We start from the raw sequence: 12,154 nt of genomic DNA on the forward strand, positions 1-12,154 counted from the left end.
ATGGGTCCCATCAGTCGGTTGCGCTGTCTGCAATTCGCTGCGCCAAGGCGACGAGGCTCATGTCCGAGCCGGCAGGCCCCATGAGCGACAGCCCCAGCGGGGCACCCGAGCGCGAGGCCAGCGGGATCGAAACCTGGGGCAGCCCCGACAGGACCGACAGGCAGAGCAGATTCAGGGCATTGTTGCGATAGTCGTTCAGCGCCTCGTCGCTCTCCGAGAGCAGCGGCGCGACGTCCGGCATGGTCGGCAGAATCAGCACGGCATCCTGGGCGAGAAGCGCACCGAACCGTTTGCGGAACGCCGCCCGGATCACCTGGGCTTCCGTCACCTGGGCGTCGGTCACCGCTTGCGAGAACGCGAACCGGTCGGCTACGCCCGGACCGAGAGGTGGCCTGTAACGCTCGATCATCGGACCGTCGACGGTCCAGGCTTCCCGGCTCTGGATGTAGCGCATCGTCCAGTAGAGCGCCGTGAAGCCTCCCGCCGCCACCTCGACCGGCTCCGGCGTGCCCAGCACGGCCTCCGCCCGGCGCAGGGCTGGCGCCAGCGCCTCCTGCACGTCATTGTCGAGCAGAGCGAACGCATCCTGGGCCAGGAGCACCCGCGGGCTCTGCGGCAGGGGATGGCTGTCAGGGCCGAGCAGGACCTCGCCGACCCTGACGAAGGTGGCACCGTCGCGGGTGAAGTAACCGCAGGTGTCGAAGGAAGGTGCCAGATCATGGCAGCCTTCGAGGCTCACGCGCCCATGGGTCGGCCGAATGCCGAAGAGGCCGCAATGGCTGGCCGGGGCCCGGACCGAGCCTCCGGTGTCGGTGCCGAGGGCAAAATCACACAAGCCGTTCGAGACGGCCGCCGCAGATCCCGAGGACGAACCGCCGGGAATGCGGTCGGGCGCTCCGCCGTTCACCGGGGTGCCGAAATGGGCGTTCTTGCCGCTCATGGAAAAGGCCAGTTCGTCGGTGATCGTCTTGCCGACGAGGCGGGCGCCCGAATCGAGGAGCTTCTGCACCGTGGGAGCGGTCCGGGACTTGATGCCAGACATGGCCAGCATGTGGGGGGATCCCGCACTGGTGGGATAGCCCGCCACGTCGAACAGGTCCTTTGCCGCGAAGGTCAGGCCCGACAGGGGACCGTTCGGGGCATGAGGGACTGGAACGGCCGGGTAAGGCATGAAAGCATGGGCAGGATCGCGGTCGAGGAGCATGGGACCTGTCGGTGTTCAAGGAACGAAGGCGGCGAATGTGTCATTGCCCCCCGGGCTCAAGCAAGGCAGGAATTCATGAAGCTTGGCAATTTGGGCTTTCTTCGTACCTGGATTGGCCCTAAATCCACCCAGACTCTCGATGGCAAGGAACGCGCAATGGTGAAGATTTCCGCGATTCGCTCGCTGGCCCTCGGCGCAGTGCTCGCGCTCGGAGCACCGGCGGTCCACGCGCAACAGGCCCCGATCAAGATCGGCGAGTTGAATTCCTACGCCCGGCAAGCGGCCTTCACGGTTCCCTACCGCAATGGCTGGCAACTCGCGCTCGACGAGATCAACGGCAAGGGCGGCGTTCTCGGCCGCAAGATTGAGATCGTTTCCCGGGAGGACGGCGCCACGACCGGCGACGCCACCCGCGTGGCCGACGAACTCGTGACCCGTGAGGGTGCGGTTCTCCTCTTCGGGTCGTTCCTGTCCAATGTCGGCGTCGCGATGGCCGATTACGCCAACCAGAAGAAGATCGTCTATATCGCGGCCGAGCCCCTGACCGATGCCATCACGATGGCACAGGGGAATCGCTACACCTTCCGCATCCGGCCCAACAACACCATGCAGGTGGGCATGCTGGTCGATCAGGCGAAGGCCTCGGGAGCAAAGCGCTGGGCCATCGTGGCGCCCAATTACGAGTATGGCCAGTCGGCCGCGCAGGCGTTCAAGCGTCTCATCCAGGAGCGCGTGCCCGGCGCGCAGATCGTCGTCGAACAATATCCGGCGCTCGGCAAGATCGAGGCCGGCGCGACCGTCTCCGCGATCGAACAGGCCAAGCCCGACGGCATCTTCAACGTGCTCTTCGGCCCGGATCTCACCCAGTTCGTTCGCGAAGGCAACACCCGCGGGCTCTTCGAGGGCGCGACGGTCCTCTCGCTCCTCACCGGGGAGCCCGAATGGCTCCTGCCCCTGAAGGACGAGGTGCCGGAGGGCTGGACCGTGACAGGCTATCCCTGGGACCAGATCACGGAGCCGAAGCACAAGGCCTTCGTCGATGCCTACCGGGCCAAGTACAACGACACGCCGCGCCTCGGCTCGCTCCTCGGCTACATGGTCGTGTACATGATCCGCGATGCCATCGAGCGTGCAGGCTCCACCGAGACCGAAGCCGTGATCAAGGCGCTCGAGGACGCCAAGTTCGACACCGTCATCGGGCCCGTCACCATGCGCGGCATCGACAACCAGTCCAGCATGGGCGCCTGGGTCGGCAAGCTCGTGCTCAAGGGCGCCGCCGGCGGCATGACGGACTGGTCCTACAAGGACGGCACGTCGTTCATGCCGACCGAGGCCGAGGTGAAGGCGGTGCGGAAGGACTAGAGGATTGCTGGCGCTGGATCCCTCCTTTCTTGCCGTCCAGGCCCTGAGCGGCCTTTCCAGCGCTTCATCGCTCTTCATTACGGCCTGCGGCCTGACCATCGTGTTCGGCGTCACGCGTATCGTGAACTTCGCGCATGGTTCGCTCTACATGATCGGCGCCTACACGGCCGCCACCCTGGTACCGCGCCTGCTCGAACTCTCGTTCGGCCCCGTGACCTTTTGGGCCGGCATCCTGGCATCGGCCCTGATCGTCGGCCTCATCGGCGTCATCGTCGAGGTCCTGCTCCTGCGCCGCATCTACGGCGCACCGGAACTCTTCCAGCTGCTCGCCACCTTCGGGGTCGTGCTGGTGGTTCAGGATCTCGTGGTACAGATCTTCGGGCCCGAGGACATTCTCGGACCCCGCGCTCCGGGCTTGCGCGCGCCGGTCGAGATTCTCGGCAGGCGCTTCCCGTCCTACGAGCTCGTGCTGATCGCAGCCGGCCCTATTGTTCTGGGGCTCGTCTGGCTTCTCCTGCGCCGGACGCGATTCGGCGTACTCGTGCGGGCGGCCACTCAGGATCGGGACATGGTGGCGTCGCTCGGCGTCAACCAGGCGATGCTGTTCACCGGCACGATGTTCCTCGGCGCCTTCCTGGCCGGACTGGGCGGCGCGCTTCAGATCCCGCGAGTCTCGGCTCATGCCGGCATGGATCTGTCGATCATCGCCGAGGCTTTCGTCGTCACTGTCGTCGGCGGCATGGGCAGCGTGCCCGGCGCGTTTTTGGCCGCGCTCATCATCGGGCAGCTGCAGGCCTTTGGCATCCTGATCTTCCCGAAGAGCACCCTCGTCGTGGTGTTCCTGCTCATGGCCGTAGTGCTGGCGATCCGGCCCTACGGCTTCTTCGGCCGGACCGAGGTCATCGGTGGGTCCCACGCGGTGGGCATTGCCAGCCGCAAACCCCTGCCTGGCGGCGGCACCGTTCTGCTCGCCGTGGTGGCGGGGCTCGCCTGTCTTCCGCTCTTGGCCGATACCTATCTGCTGAAGGTTGCGACCGAAATCCTGATCTTTGCGCTCTTCGCCTTCAGCCTGCAGCTCCTCATCGGCGTTGGCGGCGTCGTGAGCTTCGGCCACGCGGCCTTCTTCGGTCTTGGCGCCTACGGAGCGGCGCTCACCGTGAAGTGGTTCGGCCTGTCGATGGAGGCCGCCCTCCCCGCCGGGCTCGCCCTGGCCGCTTTGGGCGCAGGGCTGATCGGCGCCTTCGTGGTCCGTCTGTCCGGCATCTATCTCGCCATGATGACGCTTGCCGCCGCGCAGATCCTCTATGCTGTCGCCTTCCAGTGGGTCGAAGTGACCGGCGGCGACAACGGCATCGTCGGCGTCTGGCCGGCGAGCTGGGCCGGCGGACCGGTGTCCTATTATTTCCTGACCGCCGCGCTGACCGTCGTGGCCGTGCTGATTCTGAAACAGATCATCGACGCGCCCTTCGGCTATGCCCTGCGGGCTGCCCGCGACTCGGAAGCCCGCGCGGAGGCGATCGGCCTGAAGATCCGCCAACAGCGCTGGCTCGCGTTCATGATCGCCGGCGCCGCAGCCGGACTCGCGGGCGGGCTCTATGCCTTCTCCCGCGGCTCGGTGGATCCGAGCCTGCTCGGCATCTCGACCTCCGTCGATGCGCTCACCATGCTGCTCCTCGGCGGCATCCAGACCGTCATGGGGCCGCTCGTCGGGGCCGCCGTCCTGCACGCCCTGCGGGACTGGATCATGCCGCTCACGTCGCTCTGGCGCCTGATGCTCGGCCTGAGCATCATCGCCATGGTGCTGATCTTTCCGCGCGGCCTCGTCGGCACGGTTCGGGACTGGTGGGAGACGCGTGAATGACGCTTCTTGCCGTGAACGGCCTGCAGAAATCCTTCGGCGGCGTGGTGGCGGCCCGCGACGTGGAATTCACCGTCGGGCGCGGCGAGATGCTCGCCGTCATCGGGCCCAATGGGGCGGGCAAGTCCACCGTGTTCAACATGGTCGGCGGCCAGCTGCGCCCGGACCGCGGCCGGGTTCTGCTCGATGGCCACGACATCACCCATGCCTCGCCGCAGAAGCGATTCCGTCGCGGTGTGGGACGCACCTTCCAGGTGGCGCAGACCTTCCTGTCGATGAGTGCTGCTGAAAATGTCCAGATGGCCCTGATCAGCTGCCGGCGGCAAAGCGGCGGCCTCTGGTCGCCGGCCCGGGAGCGTCATCGCGAGAAAGCGGTTCAGCTCCTCGCCCGGGTGGGCATGGCCGAGGCCGCGGATATCCCCTGCTCCGCCCTGGCCTACGGCGACGTGAAGCGGGTGGAGCTCGCCATTGCGCTGGCCGGAGAGCCCAAGCTCCTCCTGATGGACGAGCCCACGGCCGGCATGGCGCCGCGCGAGCGGACGGAGCTGATGGATCTCACCGCGTCCATTGCCGACGCGCAAGGGATCGGCGTTCTTTTCACGGAGCACGACATGGACGTGGTCTTCGGCCACGCGGCACGGGTTCTCGTGCTCCTGCGCGGCCGGATCATCGCGGCCGGAACACCCGACGAGATCCGCCGGAACGAAGAGGTCAAGCGCGCCTATCTCGGGGACGAGCATGCCCTTGAAGCTCCCAAGGGAACGAGGCCCGCATGAGCAAGCCGCTGCTCGAGATCTGGAACCTCTGCGCCTCATATGGCCGCGCCCAGGTTCTCTTCGACGTGACGTTCCGCCTTCATGCGGGAGAAGTCATGGCCCTCGTCGGCCGCAACGGCGCCGGCAAGACCACGACCCTGAAAGCCGTCATGGGTCTGGTCTCGGCATCGGCCAAGCAGGCCACCTTCAAGGGGCACTCCCTCGACAGGCTGCCGACCTACAAGATCGCCCGCCTGGGGCTCGGCTATGTGCCCGAGGACCGGCGCATCTTCACCGATCTCACCGTCGAGGAGAACCTGGAGACGGGACGGCGCCTCGCCGGAGCCGGCCGCTCGCCCTGGACACCGGAGCGGCTTTTCCGCCTATTTCCCAATCTCGCCGAGATGCGGGGACGGCGCGGCAACCAGATGTCCGGAGGCGAGCAGCAGATGCTGTCCATCGCCCGAACGCTCATGGGCAACCCGGATGCGATCCTGCTCGACGAGCCCTCCGAGGGCATCGCGCCGGTTATCGTCCAGACGATGGCCGAGGCCATTCGGGCCATGAAGGCGGAGGGGGTGGCGGTCCTCCTGTCCGAGCAGAACTGGGCCTTCGCCGCCGGCATCAGCGACCGTGCCTGCGTCATCGAGCGCGGCGAGATCCGCTTCCAGGGCTCCATGACCGAGCTCATGGCGGACAAGGCCCTGAGGGCGGAAACCCTCGGGGTTTGATGCCCTAAACCGTTGACGGAGCGGGCCGAAAGGACGATATCAGCCCATCCGGCGCAGCCCCTTCCGCGCCCCATCCCAGACTGTACGCAAGAGGAATCCCCGCTTCATGGGCGTCATCCATGTGACCGACCGGGCCGGCCAGCGCCACACCCTCGAGGCCATCGAGGGCTGGCGGGTGATGGAGATCATCCGGGATTGGGGCCTGCCGATCGAGGGCCTGTGCGGCGGTGCCTGCGAATGCGCGACCTGCCACGTCTTCGTCGCCGAGGAATGGCTCGGCAGGCTCTATCCCCCCACCGAGGAGGAAGAGGACCAGCTCGACACCGTGATGACGCAGCCCAATTCGCGCCTCTCCTGCCAGATCCTCTGGACCCCCGAACTCGACGGCCTGGAGGTCACCCTCGCGCCGACCGGGGCCTGACCGTCACCCTGCCACATTGCCAAAGCTGAAGAGACCGTGCTTCGAAAGGGTCTCTCGAAGGAGCCTGTTCATGACCGACCATATCGAAACGGACGTCGTCATCATCGGTGCCGGGCCCGTGGGCCTGTTCGCCGTGTTCGAACTGGGCCTCCTCGACATCAAATGCCACCTCATCGACATCCTGCCCAAGGTGGGCGGCCAGTGCGCCGAGCTCTATCCGGAGAAGCCGATCTACGACATCCCGGGATTCCCGATGGTGACCGGCCAGGGGCTCGTCGACAACCTGATGGCGCAGATCGAGCCGTTTCATCCGACCTTCCACCTCAACGAGATGGTAGAGAGCCTGGAATCCATCGGCACGCCCGAGGCGCCCCTGTTCCGGGTCAAGACCTCCGAGAACGGCACCACCTTCACCTGCAAGGCCGTCATCATCGCGGCCGGCGGTGGATCGTTCCAGCCCAAGAAGCCGCCGATCGAGAACATCGAGGCCTACGAGGGCACCGGCGTGTACTACGCCGTGCGCAAGATGGAGATGTTCCGCAACAAGAAGGTCCTCATCGTCGGCGGCGGCGATTCCGCCCTCGACTGGACCGTGAACCTGCAACCCATCGCCAAGCGCCTGACCCTGCTCCATCGCCGCGACGCCTTCCGGGCTGCGCCGCACACGGTGGAGAAGATGCGCTCCCTTGTGGCGTCCGGCGAGATGGACCTGCATCTCGGCCAGGTGACCTCCCTCAAGGGCGAAGAGCCCGTTCTGGAAGGCGCGGTGATCCGCAAGGACGACGGATCGGAGTTCACGGTCGATTGCGACGTGATGCTGCCGTTCTTCGGCCTCACCATGAAGCTCGGCCCCATTGCCGACTGGGGCCTGAACCTGCACGAGAACCTGATCCCGGTCGATACGGAGAAGTTCGAGACCAACGTGCCCGGCATCTTCGCCATCGGCGACATCAACACCTATCCGGGCAAGCTGAAGCTCATTCTCTCAGGCTTCCATGAGGGCGCCCTGGCGGCCCAGAAGGTGCACCGCTACGTGTATCCGGAGAAGAAGCTCCTGTTCCAGTACACGACCTCGTCCACGAGCCTGCAGAAGAAGCTCGGCGTCGCGGCCTGAGGCCTTTCACACCGACCTTTCACCAACACACTCTGCACGTTATGGCCGGTCTTGTCCCGGCCATCCCGATTCCGTGGAGCCCCGAGCGTTTCCGATCGAGATCACCGGCACAAGGCCGGTGATGACGTGGGATGTCCAATGCGATCCGGCTCCGCCTTCAAAGCCATTGCTCTTCCTCTTGCGAAGCAGGCCGGTTCCTGAAACTCTCCGGTCCATGACCACCGCGACAGATCTCACCCTCGGCCGCCGCGTGATGGCGATGATCGAGGACCTCGCCCAGCACACGGACGAACCCGGCCGCCTCACCCGCCTCTATCTCTCCGACGCCCATCGCCGGGCTGCGGACGCCACGCTCCGCCTGATGCGCGAGGCGGGGCTGAACGCCCATATCGATGCCCTCGGATCCGTCATCGGTCGGATCGAGGGCACCGATCCGCAAGCCCCTGCCCTCCTCGTCGGCTCCCATATCGATTCCGTGGTCGATGCGGGCCGCTATGACGGCAACCTCGGTGTTGTGCTCGGCATCGCCGTGGTGGAGGCATTGCGGCAGCAGGGCATTGCCCCCGCCTGCCCGATCGAGGTCGTCGCCTTCGGCGACGAGGAGAATGTGCGCTTCCCGAGCAACCTCTCCACGTCCCAGGCGCTTGCCGGCCGGTTCAACCCGGCCTGGCTCGACGGTCGGGACCGGGACGGGACCACCTTCCGCGAGGCGCTGATCCGCTTCGGCGGCGACCCGGACGGGATCGCGGCGCTTGCCCGGGATCCGGCGCGGTACCGCGGGTATCTCGAAGTGCACATCGAGCAGGGGCCGCTCCTCGAAGCAAAGGATCTGCCTGTCGGGATCGTGTCGGCCATCAACGGCATCACGCGGGCGCGCTGCAGCGTAATCGGCGAAGCGGGCCATGCGGGCACCGTGCCGATGACCATGCGTCGCGATGCGCTCGCGGCCGTGGCCGAGATGATCGGCATCGTCGAGCGCGCAGGCTCGACGCGCACCGACACGGTAGCGACGGTGGGCGTCGCGCAGGTGCAGCCCGGCGCGATCAACGTCATTCCGGCACGTGTCGATTTCACGCTCGATGCCCGCTCACCGGACGATGCCGTGCGCCTTGCGATGGTGGAAGACATCATCACCGAATGCCAGGCCGCCGCGCAGCGGCGCGGCGTGACTTTCGCCATCGAGCCGTTCATGGAATCGCCCGCGACGCCCATGGACAAGGATTTGGCCGGAAAATTCGAAGAGGCCATGAGGAGCCTCGGCATCGAGCCGCTGCATCTCTCCTCGGGCGCCGGTCATGATGCGGTCGCAATGGCGGGCCTTTGCCCATCCGCCATGCTGTTCGTGCGCTGCAAGGGCGGCGTCAGCCACAACCCGGCTGAGTCGATCACCATCGAGGACGCGGATGTGGCGGCCCGCGTGCTGATGGACACGGTCAAGCAGATTGCCGCGTGAGATCCACATCATGAAGCAGGCTCCGATAATTGCGTTCGTCGACGATGCCTGCGCGCTGCATCCGATCGTCCTGGAAGGCGTGCGAGACTTCAACAGAACTCTTTTCGCCGGCCATCCGCCGGGCCGGGATCTCGCCATTGCCATCATCGATCCCGACAGCCGCGAGCCTGTCGGGGGACTGTGCGGCCGCATGAACGGCGGTTGGCTCGCCATCGAGCTCCTTTTCGTGCCTGAAGCCTTTCGCGGCATGGGACTTGCCACGCAGCTGATCGCGATGGCCGAGGACGAGGCCCGAAACAAGGGCTGCCGCTCGGCGTGGATCGACACGCTCAACCCCAGGGCTCTCGAACTCTACCGGCGCCTCGGATACGAGATCTTCGGCGAACTCAAGGATTATCCCGTCGGCGGCAGCCGCTTCTTTCTGCAGAAGAAGCTCGGGCCCGTCGCCTGATGCGGATCAGCCGCGCCACTCGTCGGCGAGCACGGCCCAGCGCTCGTGATCGCGCCATTCCCCGTTGATCTTGAGATAGCGCGGTGAATAGCCTTCCTGACGGAAGCCGAGCCGCATGACGAGCGCACGGGATGGCCCGTTCCCCGGCTGGATGTTCGCCTCCAGCCGGTGCAGCCCGAGCTCGCCGAAGGCATGCGAGACCACGAGCCTCACCGCCTCGCTCATGAGCCCGCGCCCGCTGGTGCCGGCCATGCCGTAATAGCCCATATAGGCGCTTTGGAAGAAGCCGCGCACGACCTCGCTCAGATTCACCACTCCGACGATTTTTCCGCTCGCCCGCTCACGGGCAATGAAGCCGATGGAGCGATCGCCGTCGCAGCGGTTGAGATAACCGAGGAAGCTCGCATGATCGCGGCAGGGCGAAACCCAGGGCTCGTGCAGATCGATGCTGGCGAGGTTGGCAGCGACCAGCTCGGCGGCATCCGAGACATGAACGGGACGGATCATAACGCGTGACGACATGAGGTTCATTCCAGCTTCAGGAACCATGGCATAGACACGTCGTTGTCGTCAGCCCCTCCTCACAACATAAGGAATGGACCATGCGAGCCATCATTCTCCCCGCCTTTGCCCTTGTCCTTGGCGCCGGCTTCTTTGCTGCACCGCAGGAGGCGCAGGCCCGTTTCGGCGCCGAGCAGCTGCAGGGGCCAAGCCTTGTAGACAATGTGCAGTGCGTCACGCGCCGCGTCCGCACCGTGCTTCCGAATGGCCGCGTGGTCTTCCGGACCGTGAGGGATTGCGGCGTGCGGCCAGGCTGGGGCCGGGTCGAGCGCTGCCGCACGGTGCGCGAGCGCGTGGTGCGGCCCAACGGACGCGTCGTGTATCGCGAGGTCCGCCGCTGCCGCTGAACACGCGCAGGGCGAAGCCATTCAGGGCCCGGTCTCACCGGGCCCTTTTTCTTTACTCGAGCTCGCCGATGGCGCTTTCGACCGCCTCGACCACTGCGCCCGCGCGCACGAGATCGAGCGCCTGGCGCATCTCGGTCGCGTACCAGCGGTCGCCATCGAGCGCCGGCGGAATAATGGCCCGGATCGCCTCCAGGGCGGCGCGCGAACCCTTGCCGAGCGGATGATCCGTCGCGAGCGGCTCCACGAGCGTGAGCGCCTGCGCGGCCATCAGCAACTCGCCGGCCACGATCTGCTCCACATTCTCGACGACGGTGCGTGCCTTGCGCCCGCACCAGGTCGAGTTGGACACGTGATCCTCCGCATTCGACTTGCCGGGGATCGAGTCGACCGAGCCCGGCGTCGCAAGCCCGCGGTTCTCCATCACCAGCGCCGACAGGGAGCACTGCACGGTTGCAAATCCCGTGTTGAGCCCGCGCTTGCCGGCGAGCAGGTTGCGCGGCAGGCCGTAGGACATGGTGGGATCGATCAGCCGCGCGAGGCGCCGCTCGGAGATCGCCCCGAGATCGGCCATCGCAATGGCGAGGAAGTCCATGGCCTGCGCCATGTACTGACCGTGGAAGTGACCGCCCGAGATCGACACGTAGCCGCCTTGCCCGTCGTCGAAGATCAGCGGGTTGTCGGTGGCGGAGTTCATCTCCGTGCCGATGATGCGCTCCACGTATTCCACGGCCTCGACGGCGGGCCCGTGAACCTGCGGCGTGCAGCGCAGGGAATAGACGTCCTGCACGCGGGGAGCCGCCGGCGCTCCGGGCTGACGCGGCTCGTCGGGAAACACGATGTCGCGCGCAGCCTGCGAGCAGCGCTTCGTGCCGTCGAGAATGCGCAGCAGATTGCGGGCGACGCGGGCTTGGCCCGGATGAGGGCGCGCCTTGTGCACGCGGGGATCGAAGGCCGCGAGCTCGCCGCGCATGGCTTCGAGCGACAGGCACATGGCGATGTCCGCCTGCTTCAGCAGGCGGCGTGCGTCGTGCGTGGCCAGCGCCCCGAGCGCAAGCGACGTGGTCGAGCCGTTGATCAGAGCCGAAGCATCCTTCGCGCCAAGCTCGAAATCGGGATCGAAGCCGGCCGCCCGGATGGCCTCGCGGGCCGGCATCCGGCGGCCGCGATAGATCATCTCGGCCTCCTCGAATCCGCAGACCGCGCCAGCCATATGGGCGAGCGGCGCGAGGTCGCCCGACGCGCCGACGGAGCCTTTTTGCGGAATGACCGGATGCAGGCCCGCATTGACGAACGCGATGAGGCGCTCGACCAGCTCGACGCGGGGGCCGGAATAGTTCGACGCGAACGCATTGGCCCGCAGGAGCATCATGGCGCGGGTTACGTCCTCGGCGAACGGCTCGCCGACCCCAGTGGCGTGGGCATAGACCGTCTTGCGCTGGTAGGCCGCCATGTCGCTGATGAGGACGCGCTGGTCCTTGAACAGGCCGACGCCCGTGTTGAAGGCGTACATGAGCGGCGCGTCGTCGTGCATCCAGGTGCGGTCGATGTAATCCCGCGTCGCCGCAATGCGCTCGCGTGCCTCCGGGGTCAGGGCGGCGGGCGCAAAGGCTCCGCTGGCATCGGGGCGCGCCACACGCACCACATCCTGAATGCCGAGAGTGGCGCCGTCGAGCTTGACCGTCATCGCTGTTCCTCACGTTGAAGAAAAAGGGATACCGAGGCTTCGAACGTCGTGCAACCGCCTCGCCGTCGTCACAGGGCCTGTGCCGGTGATCGCGCTTGTCTGAAGCGCCGCGCCTGTTCGGATCGGGATGGCCCGTCCTGATCCTGCCCCCGTCATCACCGGGCTTGTCCCGGTGATCTCGCCTGTCTGAAGCGCCGGTGCCTCACCGGATCG

Annotated in this window: 12 protein-coding genes; 9 read left to right on the plus strand and 3 right to left on the minus strand. The window is 66.5% G+C overall.

The genetic code is table 11. The features are described 5' to 3' along the window. Positions 1–10: 10 nt before the first annotated feature. The gene (locus tag KBI52_RS30935) at positions 11–1,204 is read right to left on the minus strand and encodes an amidase (protein ID WP_210812712.1); all 1,194 of its coding nucleotides are present in this window, start codon (positions 1,202–1,204) and stop codon (positions 11–13) included. A gap of 156 nt (positions 1,205–1,360) precedes the next feature. On the opposite strand from KBI52_RS30935, the gene KBI52_RS30940 reads away from it, so the two are divergent. From KBI52_RS30940 to KBI52_RS30975, 8 genes are all read left to right on the plus strand, one after another. After that, a complete protein-coding gene (locus tag KBI52_RS30940) occupies positions 1,361–2,566 on the plus strand; it encodes an ABC transporter substrate-binding protein (RefSeq protein ID WP_210812713.1) in 1,206 nt (401 codons plus the stop codon). A 4-nt stretch (positions 2,567–2,570) separates the two neighbouring features. Next, positions 2,571–4,427, plus strand: coding sequence for an ABC transporter permease (locus KBI52_RS30945; protein WP_247654745.1), 1,857 nt, complete (start codon positions 2,571–2,573; stop codon positions 4,425–4,427). Next, a complete protein-coding gene (locus KBI52_RS30950; protein ID WP_173949451.1) occupies positions 4,424–5,200 on the plus strand; it encodes an ABC transporter ATP-binding protein in 777 nt (258 codons plus the stop codon). The genes KBI52_RS30945 and KBI52_RS30950 overlap by 4 nt, the downstream gene beginning before the upstream one ends. After that, positions 5,197–5,910 carry an ABC transporter ATP-binding protein gene (locus KBI52_RS30955; protein WP_173949452.1) on the plus strand — a complete coding sequence of 238 codons (714 nt, stop codon included), beginning with the start codon at positions 5,197–5,199 and terminating at the stop codon, positions 5,908–5,910. The genes KBI52_RS30950 and KBI52_RS30955 overlap by 4 nt, the downstream gene beginning before the upstream one ends. Before the next feature lie 106 nt (positions 5,911–6,016). Further along, complete coding sequence (locus KBI52_RS30960) at positions 6,017–6,331, plus strand: 2Fe-2S iron-sulfur cluster-binding protein (RefSeq protein WP_173949453.1); 315 nt, start codon at positions 6,017–6,019, stop codon at positions 6,329–6,331. Positions 6,332–6,401: 70 nt separating this feature from the next. Next, a complete protein-coding gene (locus KBI52_RS30965) occupies positions 6,402–7,445 on the plus strand; it encodes an NAD(P)/FAD-dependent oxidoreductase (RefSeq protein ID WP_173949454.1) in 1,044 nt (347 codons plus the stop codon). Between the two features lie 214 nt (positions 7,446–7,659). After that, complete coding sequence (locus tag KBI52_RS30970; RefSeq protein ID WP_210812714.1) at positions 7,660–8,898, plus strand: allantoate amidohydrolase; 1,239 nt, start codon at positions 7,660–7,662, stop codon at positions 8,896–8,898. 10 nt (positions 8,899–8,908) lie between these two features. Continuing rightward, entirely contained in the window at positions 8,909–9,349 is a 441-nt protein-coding gene (locus KBI52_RS30975) for an N-acetyltransferase (protein ID WP_210812715.1), read from the plus strand. A 6-nt stretch (positions 9,350–9,355) separates the two neighbouring features. Here KBI52_RS30975 and KBI52_RS30980 read toward each other — a convergent pair whose 3' ends face one another. Then, on the minus strand, positions 9,356–9,871 hold the full coding sequence (locus KBI52_RS30980; protein ID WP_173949457.1) for a GNAT family N-acetyltransferase: 516 nt from the start codon (positions 9,869–9,871) through the stop codon (positions 9,356–9,358). 80 nt (positions 9,872–9,951) lie between these two features. Between KBI52_RS30980 and KBI52_RS30985 the strand changes: the two genes are divergently transcribed. Then, positions 9,952–10,257, plus strand: coding sequence for a hypothetical protein (locus KBI52_RS30985; protein ID WP_173949458.1), 306 nt, complete (start codon positions 9,952–9,954; stop codon positions 10,255–10,257). Between the two features lie 52 nt (positions 10,258–10,309). Here the strand turns inward: KBI52_RS30985 and hutH are convergent, their stop codons facing one another. After that, entirely contained in the window at positions 10,310–11,941 is a 1,632-nt protein-coding gene (gene hutH / locus KBI52_RS30990; protein ID WP_210812716.1) for a histidine ammonia-lyase, read from the minus strand. Positions 11,942–12,154: the final 213 nt, after the last annotated feature.

Origin of the sequence: Microvirga sp. HBU67558 (genome assembly GCF_018069605.1) — a bacterium.
GTDB lineage: Bacteria > Pseudomonadota > Alphaproteobacteria > Rhizobiales > Beijerinckiaceae > Microvirga > Microvirga terrae.